Source organism: Agrobacterium sp. BT-220-3 (genome assembly GCF_025910175.1).
GTDB lineage: Bacteria > Pseudomonadota > Alphaproteobacteria > Rhizobiales > Rhizobiaceae > Agrobacterium > Agrobacterium oryzihabitans.
The window spans coordinates 254,066-271,950 of record NZ_JAPAIX010000001.1 but is presented as its reverse complement, the minus strand read 5'-3'; the positions used below and the strand labels follow the sequence as shown (position 1 = coordinate 271,950).

Below are 17,885 nucleotides of genomic sequence, written 5' to 3'. Positions count from 1 at the left end.
GCTAAAAGACGCATGTCTTCCGGATTCGAAAGTTTTCTCCATGCGATCCACGCTGCGCCGCCTCATTCCGGATGCCGCTCCCGTCAGTCACAGGGAAAGGCTGCGTGCCGCAACCGGCGCCTTTGTCGGCATTCTGCTGACCGGGCTTCTGGGCAGCCTCGCTTTCCGCTTCGATCCAACCTTGCCCGCCATGATCGCGCCAATGGGCGCTTCGGCAGTACTTCTCTTCGCCGTGCCCTCCAGCCCGCTGGCGCAACCCTGGTCGATCCTCTGCGGCAATCTCGTTTCGGCTTTCGTGGGCGTGACGGTGGCGCTCCTCGTTCCGGATATTTTCCTTGCCAGCGCGCTCGCCATCGGCCTTGCCATTGCCGCCATGATGGCGCTGCGCTGCCTGCACCCGCCAAGCGGCGCGGTGGCGCTGACGGCCGTTCTCGGCGGCCCCGCCGTGCACGGCCTCGGCTATGGTTTTCTCCTCTGGCCCGTCGCCGGAAACTCGCTGATCCTTCTCATCCTCGCGCTCGCCTATAACAATGCCACGGGTCGCGCCTATCCGCACGGTCTGAAGCTGGGAAAGGCGAGCCATGGGACGGCAGACCCGACGCCGATCCAGAAAATCGGCTTTTCCTCCACCGATCTCGATGAGGTGCTGAAGGAATATGACGAGGTTCTCGATATCGACCGCGACGAGCTGGAAACCATCCTGCGCAGGACCGAACTGCGCTCCTTCCGCCGCCGCGCCCTTCATCTGGATTGCGAAAGCGTCATGTCACGCGATGTCGTCGGCGTCGCCCCTGATGATAGCCTGCGCCACGCCCATGCGCTGATGCGCAACCGCCATTTCAAGGCTCTGCCCGTGACCAACGACAGGGCTGAAATTGTCGGCATCGTCACGCAGACGGATTTTCTGGAAAAGGCCAGCTGGAGAAACGGCCGCCCCTCCATCGGTTTCCTGCAGCGCCTGCGCCTCATCCTCTCGGGCGCAAGCGCGCCAAACGATACGGTCAAGGACATCATGACATCGCCGGTCAGAACCGTGCGGCCGGAGACTGCGATCGAGGAAGCCATTATCCGCTTTGCGGAGGAAGGGCTGCATTACCTGCCGGTGATCGATGCCAACGGCAAGATGGTCGGCATTGTATCGCAATCCGATGTCATGGTTGCGATGCTGGCGGATAAGGCTGCGGCATAAACAGCCGCAACCTCGAAGCGGGCACAGCCTCGCCATGCCCGCCTTCATTCATTCACATCCACTTAGAACGGAATATCGTCGTCCATGTCGTTGGAGAAGCCGCCGGAAGGCTGGCTGCCGCCACGGGAAGCACCGCCACGCGCCGGCTGCTGTTCATAACCGCCGCCATAGTTGCCGCCCCCGCTGCCGTAATCGCTACCGCCGAAGTCTCCGCCGCCGCTGCGGGCACCACCGCCGCCCTCACCGCGACCGTCAAGCATGGTCAGCGTGGAGTTGAAGCCCTGCAGCACGATTTCGGTGGAGTAACGGTCGTTACCGGTCTGGTCCTGCCACTTGCGTGTCTGCAGCTGGCCCTCGATATAGAGCTTGGCGCCCTTCTTCACATATTGCTCGACGACCTTGCACAGGCCCTCGTTGAAAACAACGACCGTGTGCCATTCGGTTTTTTCCTTGCGCTCGCCGCTGTTGCGGTCCCGCCAGCTCTCGGAGGTGGCGATGCGCAGGTTGGCGATCGGACGGCCGTCCTGGGTCCGGCGGATTTCGGGATCGGCGCCAACATTTCCGATCAGAATTACCTTGTTTACGCTACCAGCCATCTCGTCATCCTGTCTGCCAGCCGTCATGACCGGCAATTGCATTTCAAAAAATTCCGCACACAATAACCATCGCGGCCGCCAAAAGGCACCGCAACAGGGGAACTATCCACAGCGAATAATCTTGAGCTCCGCAGAGGAATATTCGCGCTTGCAATTTGTTCCTTTTTTGTTCTATTGAATCGCGAAATTCGAGTCAAGTGAGCCGAAAAGCCGCCGACTATAGGGAATAGACCTCGACACGTCCGGCTGCGTCACTACATAAGGGCGCGCTGCCATCAAGCCTGTTATTTTTGTCCGAGCCTTGTCATGAGTGAACTGAAGACGATTTCCATCCGTGGTGCCCGTGAGCATAATCTCAAGGGCATTGATCTGGATCTGCCGCGCAACAAGCTGATCGTCATGACCGGGCTCTCCGGATCGGGCAAGTCTTCGCTTGCCTTCGACACGATCTATGCCGAGGGCCAGCGCCGTTATGTCGAGAGCCTCTCGGCCTATGCGCGCCAGTTCCTCGAGATGATGCAGAAGCCGGATGTCGACCAGATCGACGGCCTGTCACCGGCGATCTCCATCGAGCAGAAGACCACGTCGCGCAATCCACGTTCCACGGTCGGCACGGTCACGGAAATCTACGACTATATGCGCCTGCTGTTTGCGCGTGTCGGCGTGCCCTATTCGCCGGCCACGGGCCTGCCGATCGAGAGCCAGACGGTCAGCCAGATGGTGGACCGTATCCTCGCCTTCGAGGAAGGCACGCGCCTTTATATTCTCGCGCCGATGGTGCGCGGCCGCAAAGGCGAATATAAAAAGGAACTTGCCGATCTCATGAAGAAGGGCTTCCAGCGCGTCAAGGTGGATGGCCAGTTCTACGAAATCGCCGACGTGCCTGCCCTCGACAAGAAATACAAGCACGATATCGACGTGGTGGTCGACCGCGCTGTCGTGCGCCCGGATATGGCTGCACGCCTTGCCGACAGTCTTGAGACCTGCCTGAAACTCGCAGACGGTCTGGCGGTCGCCGAATTCGCCGACAAGCCTCTGCCGCCCGAGGAAACCTCGGCCGGCGGCTCAGCCAACAAGTCTCTCAACGAGACCCATGAGCGCGTGCTGTTTTCGGAAAAATTCGCCTGCCCCGTCTCCGGCTTCACCATTCCGGAGATAGAGCCGCGGCTTTTCTCCTTCAACAATCCGTTCGGCGCCTGCCCCAGCTGTGACGGCCTTGGCTCGCAGCAGAAGGTAGATGAAAACCTGATCGTGCCGGAGCCCGCCCGTACCCTGCGCGACGGCGCCATCGCTCCCTGGGCGAAATCCTCTTCGCCCTATTACAACCAGACGCTGGAAGCACTCGGAAAGGCTTTCGGTTTCAAGCTTTCGAGCAAATGGTCGGATCTTTCGAAGGAGGCACAGCACGCCATCCTTCAGGGCACCGATGACAAGATCGAATTCAACTATCAGGACGGCGCCCGCTCGTACAAGACGGTGAAGAATTTCGAAGGTATCGTGCCCAATCTGGAGCGCCGCTGGAAAGAGACTGACAGCGCCTGGGCGCGCGAGGAAATCGAACGCTATATGTCGGCCGCCCCCTGCCCGGCCTGTGCGGGTTTTCGCCTGAAACCCGAAGCGCTCGCCGTCAAGATCAACAAGTTGCAGATCGGCGAAGTCACCCAGATGTCGATCCGCATGGCGCGCGACTGGTTCGAGACCCTGCCGGAGACGCTGAACGCCAAGCAGAACGAGATTGCGGTTCGCATCCTCAAGGAAATCCGCGAGCGCCTGCGCTTCCTCAACGATGTCGGGCTGGATTATCTCAGCCTGTCGCGCAATTCCGGCACGCTTTCCGGAGGCGAAAGCCAGCGCATCCGTCTGGCCTCTCAGATCGGCTCCGGCCTCACCGGCGTTCTCTATGTTCTGGATGAGCCGTCCATCGGCCTGCACCAGCGTGACAATGCCCGCCTGCTCGATACGCTGAAGCATCTGCGCGATATCGGCAATACCGTCATCGTGGTCGAACATGACGAGGACGCCATTCTGACGGCGGATTATGTCGTCGATATCGGCCCGGCCGCCGGCATTCATGGCGGTCAGGTGATCGCCGAAGGCACGCCGCAGGAGGTGATGGCCAATCCGAAGTCACTGACCGGCAAATATCTCTCCGGCGAACTCGGCGTCGCCGTGCCGGCTGAGCGCCGCAAGCCCAAGAAGGGCCGCGAGATCAAGGTTTTTGGCGCACGCGGCAACAATCTGAAGAATGTGACTGCGGCGGTGCCGCTTGGCGTCTTCACCGCCGTTACCGGCGTTTCCGGCGGCGGCAAATCCACCTTCCTGATCGAAACGCTCTATAAATCGGCGGCGCGCCGGGTGATGGGCGCCCGTGAAATTCCAGCTGAACACGACCGCATCGACGGTTTCGAATTCATCGATAAGGTGATCGATATCGACCAGTCGCCGATCGGCCGCACGCCGCGCTCCAACCCCGCCACCTATACCGGCGCATTCACGCCGATCCGCGACTGGTTCGCCGGCCTGCCGGAGGCGAAGGCGCGCGGTTACGCGCCGGGCCGTTTCTCCTTCAACGTCAAGGGCGGTCGCTGCGAGGCCTGCCAGGGCGATGGCGTCATCAAGATCGAGATGCACTTCCTGCCGGATGTCTATGTCACCTGCGATGTCTGCCATGGCAAACGCTATAATCGTGAGACACTTGACGTCACCTTCAAGGGCAAGTCCATCGCCGACGTGCTGGATATGACGGTGGAAGAAGGTGTTGAATTCTTCGCTGCCGTTCCGGCCGTGCGCGACAAGCTGCAGGCGCTGTTCGATGTCGGCCTCGGTTACATCAAGGTCGGCCAGCAGGCCAATACGCTCTCCGGCGGCGAGGCGCAGCGCGTCAAGCTCGCCAAGGAACTATCGAAACGCTCGACAGGCCGCACGCTTTACATTCTCGACGAACCGACGACGGGTCTCCATTTCCATGACGTCAACAAGCTCCTGGAAATGTTGCAGGCGCTGGTGGATCAGGGCAATTCCGTCGTGGTGATTGAACACAATCTCGAAGTCATCAAGACGGCGGACTGGATCATCGATATCGGCCCCGAAGGCGGCACTGGCGGCGGCGAGGTGGTGGCAACCGGCACGCCGGAAGATATCGTCAAGAACGAGCGGTCCTATACGGGGCACTTCCTGAAGGAACTTCTGGAACGCCGGCCGGCCGGAAAACGTGAGGCTGCGGAGTAATTCCCGGATATTGCTGGGGACGACCTCTTTCCCTCCGTCATCCTTGCCCTCAAGGCGAGGATCCACAGCCGACGAAAACATGGATTCTCGCCTCAAGGGCGAGGATGACGTTGGAACAAACACTTAGAATTGGGAGGAACAGCATATGTCGACATCAGGCACGATCCGCACCGGTATCGGCGGCTGGACCTTCGAGCCGTGGGAAGGCACGTTCTATCCGGAGAAATTGCCGAAAAAACGCCAGCTCGAACATGCCAGCCGGCAATTGACGGCAATCGAGGTGAACGGCACCTATTATAGCAGCCAGAAACCCGCGACTTTCGCTAAATGGGCGGCAGACGTGCCGGAGGATTTCATCTTCTCCCTGAAGGCAAGCCGCTTCGTCACCAACCGCAGGGTTCTGGCCGAGGCTGGCGAATCGATGACGAAGTTCCTGACCCAGGGCCTGACGGAACTTGGCCACCATCTCGGCCCGATCCTTTGGCAATTCGCACCGACAAAAAAATTCGACGCGGATGATTTCGGTGCGTTTCTGGCGCTGCTGCCCGAAAAACAGGACGGCATCCGCCTTCGTCATGTGGTCGAAGTGAGAAACCCGACATTTCAGGTGCTGGAATTCATCGAACTGCTGGAAAAACATAAGATCGCCGTCGTCTGCGCCGATCATCACGACTATCCGATGCTGCCGGATGTGACGGCCGATTTCGTCTATTGCCGCCTGCAAAAGGGCGAAGACGATATCGAGACCTGCTACCCGAAGGCCGGGATCGATCATTGGGCAAAACGGGTCAAGACCTACGCGGCGGGCGGCGTGCCCGATGACCTGCCGCTGATCGCGCCCGACAGACAAGTCGAAAAGACCCCGCGCGACGTCTTCGCCTTCTTCATCACAGGAGGCAAGGTCAATGCACCGAACGGTGCGCAGGCGCTGCAAAAAGCGGTTTGAGCTTCCCGCCCTCCCCTCTAGTTTGCGTCTGGTAGAACTGGGCTAGAACCGGTGGTATTGCGCTGCGGCCACGGTTGCCGTCTTATAACCGTCATATCGCAGCGGCAAGAATGTCGGCCTGGATCGCAAGACCTCCATCGCGTCGAAGGGTTGGCCGGGAATGGGAATGATAGAAACGGAACGTCTGCGCCTTCACCACTGGCGGGACGATCATTTTGAAGCCTTCGCCGCGATGCACACCGACCCGGACGTGATGGCCGACTATGGTGGGCCGGTGAGCCATGCCGAGAGCAGAGAGAAGTTCGAGCGTTATCGCGCGGCCGAGCGCGAGCACGGCTTTGCCCGCTGGGCGGTGGAAAGTCCCGATGGCGTCTTTCTCGGATATGCAGGCGTAATGCCGCGTCTGTCCGAAGACCATCCGCTCGGCAGGCACCACGAAATCGGATGGCGGTTTACGCGGCCGGCCTGGGGAAACGGCTACGCGACCGAAAGCGCGAGGGCGGCGCTGGCGCATGCGGCTGATGGCGCATGTCTCGCTCAGATCATCGCATATACAAGTCCCGATAATATCCGGTCCCAGGCCGTTATGACGCGTCTTGGCCTCAAACGTGAACCTTCGCTGGATTTTTCTGCTCCCGGCCATATGGACAGGGAGTGGCACGGGTTGGTCTGGATCGTTCCCTCTGAGGCTTTCCGTCGCCCGCAAAAGACGCTGCCCCTCACAGCCTCGTCAGTATGAAAATAGAACGAACACCGTTGCCAGCCCTCAGCCAGCCAGCTCTTTCGTCGGATTGAAATCGATGGCTGCGAAAGCCGCCTCGATCACCTCGGTTCCGGCCCCCGGCCGGGTAGCGTCGCTGGAAAGGATTTGCCGGAAGCGGCGCGCACCCGGCATGCCCTGAAACAGGCCGACCATGTGGCGGGTAACGTGGTTGAGACGCCCGCCCGCCGCGATATAGTCAGCCGCATAGGCCATCATGGCGTCGCGCAACCCCATCCAGTCAGGTTGCCGGGCTTCTTCGCCATAGATGCGATGGTCGACATCGGCAAGGATGGACGTGTTGTGATAGGCCGCGCGGCCAAGCATCACGCCATCCATATGCTGTAGATGGCCGCAGGCCTGATCGAGATCGGCGATGCCGCCATTGATGCCGATGAAGATGTCGGGATTTTCCCGCTTCATGCGATAGACGAGATCATAATCGAGCGGCGGCACCTCACGGTTTTCCTTCGGCGAAAGCCCCTGCAGCCAGGCTTTTCGCGCATGGATCCAGATGGCATCCGCACCGGCAGCGACAATGCGCGCCAAAAAATCCGGCAGCACCGCTTCCGGCTCCTGATCGTCCACACCGATGCGGCATTTCACCGTGACCGGCACCTTCGCAACCGTCTTCATCGCCGCAACGCATTGCGCCACGGTCTCCGGCTCGCGCATCAGGCAGGCGCCGAAAGTGCCGGATTGCACCCGGTCCGAAGGGCAGCCGACATTGAGGTTGATCTCGTCATAACCGTAGTCACCGGCGATCCGCACCGCCTCCGAGAGCTTGCCCGGATCTGATCCCCCCAGTTGCAGCGCCACCGGATGTTCCTGGCGGTGATGGCTGAGCAGCCTGTCGCGCTGACCATGGATCACGGCGTCAGCGACGATCATTTCCGTATAAAGCAGCGCGCGCTTCGACAATTGCCGGTGCAGAAATCTGCACCTCGTGTCGGTCCAATCGATCATCGGGGCCACGGCGAAGATTTTTTCGCCGTTTGCGAGCGCTTGTCTATACATGGGGTAACCTCTTTGCGCCGGCTTCTACAGCAAAGGGCGGCAAAAAGCCAGTTTTGCGATCGACGCCATTTTTGAACTGGAAATCGCCCCGGAATCTTGGGACAAGAATTCCACCTTAAAAGACGACAGGAAATCCCATGGCCACGACAGTCATCCCCGCCCCGAAACCCGTTCTTCTGCCTGTCGAAGGCACAGGTGACACCTTCCCCGTGCGGCGGGTCTATTGCGTCGGCCGCAATTATGCCGATCACGCCATCGAGATGGGCCATGATCCCTCGCGTGAGCCACCCTTTTATTTCCAGAAAAACCCGGACAATCTCCTGCCCGCAGGCCAGGATTTCCCCTACCCTTCGCTGTCTTCGAACGTGCATTACGAGGTCGAATGTGTCGTGGTATTGAAAAGCGGCGGCGCAGATATTCCGGCAAGCGAAGCGCTGAGCCACGTCTGGGGTTATGCCGTCGGCATCGACATGACGCGCCGCGATCTGCAGGACGGCCTGAAGAAGATGGGACGTTCCTGGGAAGGCGCCAAGGCGTTCGAATATTCCGCACCGGTCTCCGCCATCGTTCCGGCGGAAAAGATCGGCCACCCTGCCACGGGCGCGATCTGGCTCGATGTGAATGGTGAGCGCAAGCAGACGGGCGATCTTGCCCAGATGATCTGGAAGGTGCCGGAGGTGATTGCCGAGCTTTCCAAACTGTTCACGCTTGCCGCCGGCGACGTCATCATGACCGGCACACCGGCGGGCGTCGGCCCCATCGTGCGCGGTGACCGCATCGAATGTGGCGTGGAGGGTGTCGGCACCCTGTCCGTCACCGTCGCCTGATCATCTTCGGCGAATAATCCAGAGGAGGAAAATTGCCATGCCGCTTTATCGCCTCGGCGACCGGGTGCCGCAAACCCCAGCCCCGGATCGCTATTGGGTAGCGCCCGATGCGAATATCATCGGCTCGGTGGCACTCGGTGAGGATGTCGGCATCTGGTTCGGCGCGACGCTACGCGGCGATAACGAACCGATCCGTGTCGGGCGCGGAACGAACATTCAGGAAGGCGCGATGGTGCATAGCGATCCCGGTTTTGCCGCAACGATCGGCGAAATGTGCACCATCGGCCACCACGCCATCGTACATGGCTGCACCATCGGCGACAATTCGCTTGTGGGCATGGGCGCAACGATCCTGAATGGCGCGAAGATCGGCCGCAACTGCCTGGTCGGCGCCAATGCGCTGGTGACGGAAGGCAAGGAATTTCCCGACAATTCCCTGATCGTCGGATCACCGGCCAGAGCCGTCAGGACACTTGATGAAGAGGCCGTTTCCGGCCTTCGCCGCTCGGCGGAAAAATACATCGAGAACTGGAAGCGTTTTTCGAAGGATCTGGCGATCATCGAAGAATGACAGGGCGGCGAGCAGCAATGCTCGCCCCTCGTTAATGGCGCGCCCGGCCTAAGCCGCGCAGGCGGCGCAAAGACCGCGAATTTCGATCGTGGTCTTTTCCGCCTTGAACTTGCTGTCCTTCACCCAGCGCTCAAGGCGGTGGTCAATCTCGTGATCGTGGAACTCCGTTACCTGCCCGCAGGATTCGCAAATGGCAAAGGCCACCGTTCCATGGTGGTGCGAGCAGCACTCGGCCTCGGTGTGAGTGCAGGCGACAAAGGCGTTGAGGCTTTCGAGCCGATGCACGAGACCGTATTCGACAAGCTTCTCCAGCGCCCGGTAAACCTGCAGCGGCGCGCGAAAACCATCGTCGCGCAGCTTGTCGAGGATCATATAGGCGCTGAGCGGTGCATGGGCATTCGACAGGGCATTCATGACCAGCGACTGGTTCTTGGTAAGGTTCTGCGCATTCATGACTTGCCTCCTTCATCCGCGGAGCGGGAAAAACCCGGCGCCGGCAACAGGCTTATAACGAACAGGATCACGGCGGCAACCACGATGGACGGCCCGGACGGCGTATCATAGGTCAACGAGCCGAACAGGCCGCCAATGACGGCAACCGCGCCGATCAGCGAAGCGACCACCGCCATCACCTCGGGCGTTGCCGAAAAGCGTCTGGCGGTCGCCGCCGGTATGATGAGCAGCGATGTGATCAGCATGATGCCGACCACCTTCATCGCGATGGCAATCACCAGCGCCATCAAAAGGGTAAAGATGAACTTTGCGCGTTCGGGGTTCAGCCCCTCCGCCTCGGCCAACTCGTTATTGACGGTAGAGGCCAGAAGCGACCGCCACAGGAAGACCATGGAGACGACAACCACCAACCCGCCGCCCCAGATCAACGCGATGTCGCTGCGGGTAACGGCCAGAATATCGCCAAACAGGAACGAGACGAGATCGATGCGCACCCAGCTCATGAAGGCGACGATGACGAGACCGATCGCAAGCGCCGAGTGGGACAATATGCCGAGAAGCGCGTCGGCGGACAGGGCCTGCCGCCGCTGCAGAAAGATCAGCAGGATCGAAACGGCGGATGCCACCAGAAAGACGCTGATAATGAGGTTGAGCTGCAACAGCAGCGAGAGCGCCACACCAAGCAGCGCCGAATGGGCCATCGTATCGCCGAAATAGGCCATGCGCCGCCAGACGACGAAGCAGCCGAGGGGACCGGCGGTGAGAGCAACGCCGATGCCCGCGAGCATCGCGCGAACGAAGAAATCGTCAAACATGCCGCTCTCCCTGCTGATGATTTGAAGTGGCATGGCCGTCATGCTCATGGCCGCAACCGCATTCGCCGTGGTCATCATGATGGTGACCGTCATCGGGGTGGCAATGATCGGTCACCGAGCCATCCGCATGCTGCACCCGGCCATCGGGCAGATGGGTGTGATCGTGATGGTGGCTGTAAACGGCAAGGCCCTTGGCCGCAGCGCCACCGAACAGACGCATATATTCCGGGCTTTGGCTCACGGCTTGCGGGGTTCCGCGGCAGCAGACATGGCCGTTCAGGCATATCACGGTGTCGGTTTCAGCCATCACCACATGCAGGTCATGCGAGATTAACAGAATTCCACAATGACTTGAATTTCTGATATTTTTTATCAATTCATAGAGCGCGATCTCGCCCGAGAAATCGACACCTTGAACGGGTTCGTCCAGAACCAGCAGATCCGGCTTCCGCGCAATGGCACGGGCCAGAAGCGCGCGCTGGAACTCGCCGCCGGAGAGATGCTGCACTTCCGCATTGGCCAGATGCGAGATGCCCGTGGCATTCAGCGCCGCATCGATTTCGCGCGCGGACAACGGCCCGGTCAGCGTCATCAGCCGGCGCACCGAAAGCGGCATGGTCCAGTCCACGGAAAGCTTCTGCGGCACATAACCGACCCTCAGACCAGCAATGCGCGACACCTCGCCTTCGCTCGGCTTCAACACGCCGATAGCCATTTTAGCGCTGGTGGATTTTCCCGAACCATTGGGACCGATCAGCGTGACGATCTCGCCCTTGCTGACGGAAAACTCCACGCCGCGCACAAGCCAGCGGCCGTTGCGCTGCACGCCGGCATTGGAAAGGGAAACCAGTATCTCGTTACCCTTGGGGGCGGAATGAAGCATGGGATTGTCCGATCGGGGATGTTGCTTACCGCTATTGCATACGTTATAGAGTTACGCAATAAATGTAATAACATAACTATACTTCTTCAAGTGGAGTGCATTTCATGAAATCGATCCTGATCCCGCTCATGGCATCGGTGGCAATAGCGGCAGCCGCTTCCGGCGCCACGGCCGCGCCCAATGTCGTGGTCTCGATCAAGCCCGTCCATTCGCTCGTCGCGGCGATCATGCAAGGTGTGGGCGAACCGCAGCTGATCGTCGATGGCGCGGCCTCACCACATACCTATAATCTAAGGCCATCCAATGCCCGCACGCTGGAAAAGGCCGATCTGGTTTTCTGGGTCGGGCCGGGACTGGAAGCCTTCCTCCAAAAGCCGCTGGAGGCGCTTGCCAGCAAGGCAACGGTTGTGGAACTGGAAGACGCAAAGGGGCTGGAAAAACTGCCCTTCCGTGAAGGCGGCCCTTTCGAGGCGCATGACCACGGCGAGGAAGGCCATGGAGAACATGAGGACCATGCCGAAGAGGCAGGCGCCCATGATCATGGAAACGACCATCGTCATGACGACCGTGAGCACGGCGCATATGACACGCATCTCTGGCTGGATCCCGCCAATGCCAAGGCCATGGCCCAGGAGATCGAAACCGCGCTGATCACGGCCGATGCCGGCAATGCCGCGATCTACCAGGCGAATACGAAAAAGCTGATCGATGACATCGACGCGCTGGACACCGAGATCGCGGACACGATCAAACCGGTGAAGGACAAGCCCTTCATCGTTTTCCACGACGCCTACCAGTATTTCGAGCACCGTTACGGCGTGAAGACGGCGGGATCGATCACCGTCAGCCCAGAAACCCTGCCCGGCGCGGATCGCGTCAGCCAAATGCAGGAAAAGGTCCGCCAACTTGGCGCGACCTGCGTTTTCGCCGAACCGCAATTCGAGCCAAAACTGATCTCGGTCATCACCGAAGGCACGGCGGCAAAGTCTGCGACGCTTGATCCCGAAGCGGCCACGCTGGAACCCGGTCCCGATCTCTATTTCAAGCTGATGCGCGGCATTGCCGGCTCATTAAAGGATTGCCTGTCCTGATGCGTTTAACGACGAGCGGTAGTCCTCCGCCTCCGTCATTCCGGCGTTGAGCCGGAATCCAGCCGACGCGCGCCTGCGCGGAGACAAAGACTCTTTTCAGCCCAAGGACCTTGGCTGGCTGGATGCCGGATCAAGTCCGCCATGACGGAAGGTAATCGTGAAAAAGTGCAACGAGGTCGAAGTGCGGAGCGGTTAGTTAGGGCTTCGGCGCCATCTCCGACCAGACCGGCCCGCTGACGCTTTGCAGCGTTTCCGGCGGCGCGCCGCTGATGCGCGCCAGAAGGGCCTTGGCAAGCTCCCTGCCCGCCAGCTTGATGTCTTCGTTGACGGTGTGGATCTGCGGCTTGATCCAGTTCAGGAATTCGGCGGATTGTTTTGACACGATGTCGATATCCTCGCCAATCCTGACACCGGCCGCCTCAAAACCCGCCACGAGCGCAATGGTGCTGCTGCCGCTGATGGAAACGATACCATCAGGGCGATCGTCCGACCGCATCAGCCGCTCGCCAAAATCACGGATTTTCTCCAGCGGCGTTTCAATGGTAACGGCATCGATTGGAAATTCGGAGAGGCCGAAATCCCTGATTCCCCGGTTGAAACCCTTGCGGGCGTGATCATGGAAGGAAAAGCGCGATGGCGGCACGATGATGGCGATCCTCTTTCGCCCGCATTGCGCCAGCCGCTCGACGGCCTCATAGGCATAGGCCTCGTTGTCGAAATCGTGATAGGCATGTTCGATGTCCATATCGGACCGCCCATGGGTAACGAAGGGCATGTTGCGCTCCGTCATCAGTCGGACGCGCGGATCGTTCGGCTCAATTTTGGAGATAATGACCCCATCCGCCGAGCCCGTCTCGAGAATGTAGCGGATCGGCACCATGGAATCCTTGGCGTGGGTATGGGGGGTGACGACCAGGTGATATTGCGTCGCCGACAGTATCTCGGTGATGCCGAACACCATCTGGCTGGTGAAACCCATCAATTCCTCGTCCACGCTCAGCACCAGAGCGATGACATTGGTCTTGCCGGTGCGCAGGCGCACGCCGGCGCGGTTCGGCTGGTAGCCGATCTGACGGGCGATCAGCCGCACACGTTCCTTGGTTTCAGCCCCGATATCCGGAGCATCCTTCAGCGCGCGTGACACGGTGGTGATACCCAGACCCGTCATGAAGGCGATGGTCTTCAAGGTCGGGCGTTCGCCCGTCGTGGCGGGCGTATCGCCCCTGCCGGATTTGCCTGTATCGTTCATGTCATTTCGCCACGCTTTACCGAACGGTAATCATAGATAGCTTTTGCGCTGTTGCAAAGGCAAACGTCAGAGGCCGCCTACGTGCCCAATCCCTGCACCGCAGATTATGGCTACAACGATATAGGTTCGGAAAAATTCTCCTGAAGCGTGCAATGCATTTCCGACTAGGAGTTACAGAATGACGACCATTCCGCAGGAAAAAATCCTAATAATTAAGATTATAAAACATACAAAAATATCTGATTTATAATAAGAAATATGGACTTCATGAAAATACCTTTCCTTGCTGGTTACCATATCTCATCGGCAATCGCCCAGACCTCGGTAAGTTTCATTCCGAAGGCATGACGGAACGATTGTTTTACGGTAACGTTGCCGGAGGGAGGAGATCGTCAGGCCATGCGAGCTGGCAGCAGCCGGCGTGCGGGCATCCATCTTCCCCAGATTCCGACACAAGCCTGCATCACAATGCAGGCCCATCCGCTTCGAATTCGTATTATGCAGGGTCCGATCATGATTTCTTCCTCCACGCCCGAAACCGTCATCGATCTGGCCGGGCCGTGGCGCCTGGCATCCGTGGAAGGAGACCATGCGACCGAACTTTCCGTCCCCGGCGATATTCATAGCGCACTCAAAAATGCCGGCATCATCCCCGACCCCTATCACGGCGCCAATGAACATGCGGTGCAATGGGTCGCAGAGCGCGACTGGATCATCGAGCGGACATTCATCCTTGATGATGCCGATGCCAGCTGGTATCTCGATATCGACTATCTCGATACGGTCGCCATCGTCTTCGTCAACGATGTCCCGGTCTTGAGTTCAGACAATTGCTTCCGCCGTTACCGTCCCGATGTGTCGCGCGCCTTGCGCCCCGGTGAAAACACCGTTCGCATCCATTTCCATTCCAACATCGCTGCAGGCGCGGAGCGGCAGGCACGGCAGCCATTTTATGTTCCCTATCACCCAGGCAACTCGCCGATTGCCAACGGCAACATGCTGCGCAAGCCGCAGTGCCATTTCGGCTGGGACTGGAACATCGCGATTGCACCGCTCGGCCTTTACGGGAAAATTCTGCTGAAGCGCCTCGATACGGCCCGCGTCGAACATGTCGTCACCTCGCAGCACCATGTCGAAGGCGGCGTCGAGTTGCATGTGGCCGTCACGCTGTTTGCCGAAGGCCCGGCGAGCCTGCCGCTCTATCTTTCCCTCAACAATGACAGGCTGCGGCTCGATTGCGGCGTCGGTGCGGGCGAGACGGTAGTGCGCCACGTCTTCTTCGTGGAAAATCCGGCACTCTGGTGGCCGGCGGGCAGCGGCGAGCAGACGCTCTACACGCTGACGGTGGAACTGCCGGATGAAACAGTCACCCGCCAGATCGGTTTCAGAACGATCGAACTTCTGACGGACAAGGATGAGGCCGGCAGCCGCTTTGCCTTCCGCATCAACGGCCGGGAAATTTTCTGCCGCGGCGCCAACTGGATTCCAGCAGACGCGCTCTATTCGCTGACCAGTCGGGAAAAGACCGAGGACCTCTTATGTTCGGCAGTCGAGGCCAACATGAACATGATCCGCGTCTGGGGCGGCGGGTTCTATGAGGAAGACTGGTTCTACGATCTCTGCGACCGTCTCGGCCTTCTGGTCTGGCAGGATTTCATGTTCGCCTGCAACCTTTACCCCTGCAGCGAGGACTTTCTCGACAATGTCGAACACGAGGTCGACTATCAGGTGAAACGCCTGTCCTCGCACCCGTCCATCGCGCTCTGGTGCGGCGACAACGAGCTGGTGGGCGCGCTGACCTGGTTCGAAGAGCCCCGCAACAATCGCGACCGCTATCTTGTGGCCTACGACCGCCTGAACCGCACCATCGAACGGGCACTGAAAAAAGCCGCCCCGGAAGCGCTCTGGTGGCCCTCCAGCCCGGCTTCAGGCTACCTCGATTATGGTGACGCCTGGCATGCGGATGGTTCCGGCGACATGCATTATTGGTCCGTCTGGCACGAAAACAAATCGTTCGATAATTATCGTTCGGTGAAGCCGCGCTTCTGCTCCGAATTCGGTTTCCAGTCCTACACATCCATGCCCGTTATCCGCACCTATGCGGAAGAGAAGGACATGAACATCGCCTCCCCGGTGATCGAACTGCACCAGAAGAATGTCGGCGGCAACGAGCGAATAGCCGGCACCATGTTCCGTTATTTCCGCTTCCCCAAGGATTTCGAAAATTTCGTCTATCTGAGCCAGGTTCAGCAGGCACTGGCCATCCGCACGGCGGTCGATTACTGGCGCTCGCTGAAACCCCATTGCATGGGAACGCTCTACTGGCAGCTCAACGACACATGGCCGGTCGCCTCATGGTCGAGCCTCGATTATGGCGGCGGCTGGAAAGCGCTGCATTATGCCGCCCGCCGTTTCTTCCAGCCGGTCGCGGTCTCGGCCATTCCCTCGCAAGATGGACGCTTGGTGAGCTTTTCCATGGTCAACGACACGGAGGAAGATGTCGAGATCGACATGAATATCGTCGCCCTCAATCTGGACGGTACCCGCGTGCCGCTGAAATCCGCCAACGGCACCTGCGGCACGGAAAAGGCTGCGGCGCTGACTGAAATAGACATGGACAGCCTGCCTGATGGCGCGATCCTTGCCTGGAACTTCATCGCCTCCAACGGCATGACCGGCGAGGGCCACCATGTGCGCGACACCTACAAGGCTCTGGAGCTTCAGCCCGCCGGCCTGACCTTTTCGGTCAGCACGCTGAAAAACGGCCAATTCGAGATTGATGTCACGGCCACGGGGCTCGCCCTCTTCGTCATGCTGGAAGCCGATCAGCCCGGGCGTTATTCGGACAATCTGTTCGATCTCTCGGCCGGCGAAACGCGCCGCATCATCTTCACGCCGAAGGCGGGCGGCGCTCAGCCGCATTTCCGCATCTTCGATCTTCATACCTGCCAATCCTCGCATTGAAACCATGCGTCGAAAGGCTTAACCATCCCCTCGAGAAAGCAGGCATTCGCGCCTGTCTTCATCGGTTCAAAGGGTTGCGGGTTCTCCGCAACCAGTCATCAGCAAGTGGAGGAAGACCCATGGTTTGGCAACCGGCCGAAAACCGATACAAATCCATGAAATACAATCATTGCGGAAAGACCGGCCTGAAACTACCGGCAATCTCGCTCGGGCTCTGGCACAATTTCGGCAACGACACGCCGCACCAGACGAAGCAGGCCATTTGCCGCCGCGCCTTCGATCTCGGCATTACCCATTTCGACCTCGCCAACAATTACGGCCCGCCGCCCGGCAGCGCCGAAACCGCCTTTGGCGAAATTCTGAAGACGGATTTTGCCGGTTATCGCGACGAGATGATCATCTCGTCCAAGGCCGGTTACAATATGTGGCCCGGCCCTTACGGCGAATGGGGCAGCCGCAAATATCTGATCGCCTCCTGTGACCAGAGCCTGAAGCGCATGGGTCTGGACTACGTCGATATCTTCTATTCCCACCGTTTCGACCCCAACACGCCGCTTGAGGAAACCTGCGGCGCCCTGGACCAGATCGTGCGATCCGGCAAGGCGCTTTACGTCGGCATCTCGTCCTACAATTCGAAGCGCACCCGCGAGGCCGCCGTCATCCTGAAGGACCTCGGCACGCCCTGCATCATCCACCAGCCGAGCTATTCCATGATCAACCGCTGGATCGAGGAAGACGGTCTCGTTGATACGCTGGAAGATCTGGGCATCGGCTCCATCGTCTTCTCTCCGCTGGCGCAGGGCATGCTGACGACGAAATATCTCGGCGGCGTGCCGGACGGCAGCCGTGCATCGCAGAGCAAGTCGCTCAACCCGGCCTTCCTCAATGAGCGCAATGTCGAAAACATACGCGCGCTCAACAGCATTGCCGAACGGCGTGGCCAGACGCTGGCGCAGATGGCCATCGCCTGGGTGCTTCGCGGCGGCCGCATCACCTCGGCACTGATCGGCGCTAGCCGTGTCGAGCAGGTCGAGGATTGCGTGAAGGCGCTCGATAATCCCGATTTCTCCGCAGAGGAGCTTGCGGAAATCGACCGTTACGCCAGGGATGCGGACATCAACCTCTGGGCAAAATCCGCCGAACGCGTTTGATGAAGAAGCGACCGCCCGGTTATTCCGGGCGGTCCGACCCACTCGATAAACTCAAAACGAAAGATTAACTTCCGCCCCTAAGCATTAACAACCATTACATAAATGTAATTTTAAATTCAGTTTCCGTTCATTCGTTTATTCGTAA

Annotated in this window: 15 protein-coding genes; 9 read left to right on the top strand and 6 right to left on the bottom strand. The window is 59.4% G+C overall.

The genetic code is table 11. The annotated features are described in order from the left end of the window. Nucleotides 1-40: 40 nt before the first annotated feature. Nucleotides 41-1,189 carry an HPP family protein gene (locus OK142_RS01515; protein ID WP_498680811.1) on the top strand — a complete coding sequence of 383 codons (1,149 nt, stop codon included), beginning with the start codon at nt 41-43 and terminating at the stop codon, nt 1,187-1,189. A 62-nt stretch (nt 1,190-1,251) separates the two neighbouring features. Here OK142_RS01515 and OK142_RS01510 read toward each other — a convergent pair whose 3' ends face one another. Next, nucleotides 1,252-1,827 carry a single-stranded DNA-binding protein gene (locus OK142_RS01510; protein WP_498680810.1) on the bottom strand — a complete coding sequence of 192 codons (576 nt, stop codon included), beginning with the start codon at nt 1,825-1,827 and terminating at the stop codon, nt 1,252-1,254. A gap of 264 nt (nt 1,828-2,091) precedes the next feature. Here OK142_RS01510 and uvrA point away from each other — a divergent pair, with 264 nt between their 5' ends. From uvrA to OK142_RS01495, 3 genes are all read left to right on the top strand, one after another. Continuing rightward, nucleotides 2,092-5,013: an excinuclease ABC subunit UvrA gene (uvrA, locus tag OK142_RS01505; protein WP_137037564.1), complete on the top strand. Its 2,922-nt coding sequence runs from the start codon at nt 2,092-2,094 to the stop codon at nt 5,011-5,013. A gap of 145 nt (nt 5,014-5,158) precedes the next feature. Next, nucleotides 5,159-5,959, top strand: coding sequence for a DUF72 domain-containing protein (locus tag OK142_RS01500; RefSeq protein WP_498680809.1), 801 nt, complete (start codon nt 5,159-5,161; stop codon nt 5,957-5,959). A 166-nt stretch (nt 5,960-6,125) separates the two neighbouring features. Next, on the top strand, nt 6,126-6,698 hold the full coding sequence (locus OK142_RS01495; RefSeq protein ID WP_498680808.1) for a GNAT family N-acetyltransferase: 573 nt from the start codon (nt 6,126-6,128) through the stop codon (nt 6,696-6,698). 27 nt (nt 6,699-6,725) lie between these two features. Here OK142_RS01495 and dusA read toward each other — a convergent pair whose 3' ends face one another. Next, the gene (dusA, locus tag OK142_RS01490; RefSeq protein ID WP_498680807.1) at nt 6,726-7,736 is read right to left on the bottom strand and encodes a tRNA dihydrouridine(20/20a) synthase DusA; all 1,011 of its coding nucleotides are present in this window, start codon (nt 7,734-7,736) and stop codon (nt 6,726-6,728) included. Nucleotides 7,737-7,873: 137 nt separating this feature from the next. On the opposite strand from dusA, the gene OK142_RS01485 reads away from it, so the two are divergent. Further along, nucleotides 7,874-8,563, top strand: coding sequence for a fumarylacetoacetate hydrolase family protein (locus OK142_RS01485; protein ID WP_082184260.1), 690 nt, complete (start codon nt 7,874-7,876; stop codon nt 8,561-8,563). 37 nt (nt 8,564-8,600) lie between these two features. Next, nucleotides 8,601-9,134, top strand: coding sequence for a gamma carbonic anhydrase family protein (locus tag OK142_RS01480; protein ID WP_498680806.1), 534 nt, complete (start codon nt 8,601-8,603; stop codon nt 9,132-9,134). 48 nt (nt 9,135-9,182) lie between these two features. Here OK142_RS01480 and zur read toward each other — a convergent pair whose 3' ends face one another. From zur to znuC, 3 genes are read right to left on the bottom strand one after another with little or no spacing between them, the layout of a single operon-like run. Next, on the bottom strand, nt 9,183-9,587 hold the full coding sequence (zur, locus tag OK142_RS01475; RefSeq protein WP_003495988.1) for a zinc uptake transcriptional repressor Zur: 405 nt from the start codon (nt 9,585-9,587) through the stop codon (nt 9,183-9,185). Continuing rightward, nucleotides 9,584-10,402, bottom strand: coding sequence for a zinc ABC transporter permease subunit ZnuB (gene znuB / locus OK142_RS01470; protein WP_498680805.1), 819 nt, complete (start codon nt 10,400-10,402; stop codon nt 9,584-9,586). The genes zur and znuB overlap by 4 nt, the downstream gene beginning before the upstream one ends. Next, nucleotides 10,395-11,285 carry a zinc ABC transporter ATP-binding protein ZnuC gene (gene znuC / locus OK142_RS01465; RefSeq protein WP_498680804.1) on the bottom strand — a complete coding sequence of 297 codons (891 nt, stop codon included), beginning with the start codon at nt 11,283-11,285 and terminating at the stop codon, nt 10,395-10,397. The genes znuB and znuC overlap by 8 nt, the downstream gene beginning before the upstream one ends. 104 nt (nt 11,286-11,389) lie before the next feature. Between znuC and znuA the strand changes: the two genes are divergently transcribed. Next, nucleotides 11,390-12,376 carry a zinc ABC transporter substrate-binding protein ZnuA gene (gene znuA / locus OK142_RS01460; RefSeq protein ID WP_498680803.1) on the top strand — a complete coding sequence of 329 codons (987 nt, stop codon included), beginning with the start codon at nt 11,390-11,392 and terminating at the stop codon, nt 12,374-12,376. A gap of 196 nt (nt 12,377-12,572) precedes the next feature. On the opposite strand, the gene OK142_RS01455 is transcribed toward znuA, so the two are convergent. Next, nucleotides 12,573-13,625, bottom strand: coding sequence for a LacI family transcriptional regulator (locus OK142_RS01455; RefSeq protein WP_137037571.1), 1,053 nt, complete (start codon nt 13,623-13,625; stop codon nt 12,573-12,575). Between the two features lie 498 nt (nt 13,626-14,123). Here OK142_RS01455 and OK142_RS01450 point away from each other — a divergent pair, with 498 nt between their 5' ends. Both OK142_RS01450 and mgrA read left to right on the top strand, forming a co-directional pair. Then, the gene (locus OK142_RS01450) at nt 14,124-16,589 is read left to right on the top strand and encodes a beta-mannosidase (protein ID WP_498680802.1); all 2,466 of its coding nucleotides are present in this window, start codon (nt 14,124-14,126) and stop codon (nt 16,587-16,589) included. A gap of 119 nt (nt 16,590-16,708) precedes the next feature. After that, complete coding sequence (mgrA, locus tag OK142_RS01445) at nt 16,709-17,740, top strand: L-glyceraldehyde 3-phosphate reductase (RefSeq protein ID WP_216331337.1); 1,032 nt, start codon at nt 16,709-16,711, stop codon at nt 17,738-17,740. Nucleotides 17,741-17,885 lie beyond the last annotated feature (145 nt).

Bases quoted from the DNA above. Each gene is read 5' to 3' on its own strand.
- OK142_RS01515 (WP_498680811.1), top strand. From the start codon at position 41: ATGCGATCCACGCTGCGCCGCCTCATTCCGGATGCCGCTCCCGTCAGT.
- OK142_RS01510 (WP_498680810.1), bottom strand. From the start codon at position 1,827: ATGCAATTGCCGGTCATGACGGCTGGCAGACAGGATGACGAGATGGCT.
- uvrA (WP_137037564.1), top strand. From the start codon at position 2,092: ATGAGTGAACTGAAGACGATTTCCATCCGTGGTGCCCGTGAGCATAAT.
- OK142_RS01500 (WP_498680809.1), top strand. From the start codon at position 5,159: ATGTCGACATCAGGCACGATCCGCACCGGTATCGGCGGCTGGACCTTC.
- OK142_RS01495 (WP_498680808.1), top strand. From the start codon at position 6,126: ATGATAGAAACGGAACGTCTGCGCCTTCACCACTGGCGGGACGATCAT.
- dusA (WP_498680807.1), bottom strand. From the start codon at position 7,736: ATGTATAGACAAGCGCTCGCAAACGGCGAAAAAATCTTCGCCGTGGCC.
- OK142_RS01485 (WP_082184260.1), top strand. From the start codon at position 7,874: ATGGCCACGACAGTCATCCCCGCCCCGAAACCCGTTCTTCTGCCTGTC.
- OK142_RS01480 (WP_498680806.1), top strand. From the start codon at position 8,601: ATGCCGCTTTATCGCCTCGGCGACCGGGTGCCGCAAACCCCAGCCCCG.
- zur (WP_003495988.1), bottom strand. From the start codon at position 9,587: ATGAATGCGCAGAACCTTACCAAGAACCAGTCGCTGGTCATGAATGCC.
- znuB (WP_498680805.1), bottom strand. From the start codon at position 10,402: ATGTTTGACGATTTCTTCGTTCGCGCGATGCTCGCGGGCATCGGCGTT.
- znuC (WP_498680804.1), bottom strand. From the start codon at position 11,285: ATGCTTCATTCCGCCCCCAAGGGTAACGAGATACTGGTTTCCCTTTCC.
- znuA (WP_498680803.1), top strand. From the start codon at position 11,390: ATGAAATCGATCCTGATCCCGCTCATGGCATCGGTGGCAATAGCGGCA.
- OK142_RS01455 (WP_137037571.1), bottom strand. From the start codon at position 13,625: ATGAACGATACAGGCAAATCCGGCAGGGGCGATACGCCCGCCACGACG.
- OK142_RS01450 (WP_498680802.1), top strand. From the start codon at position 14,124: ATGCAGGGTCCGATCATGATTTCTTCCTCCACGCCCGAAACCGTCATC.
- mgrA (WP_216331337.1), top strand. From the start codon at position 16,709: ATGGTTTGGCAACCGGCCGAAAACCGATACAAATCCATGAAATACAAT.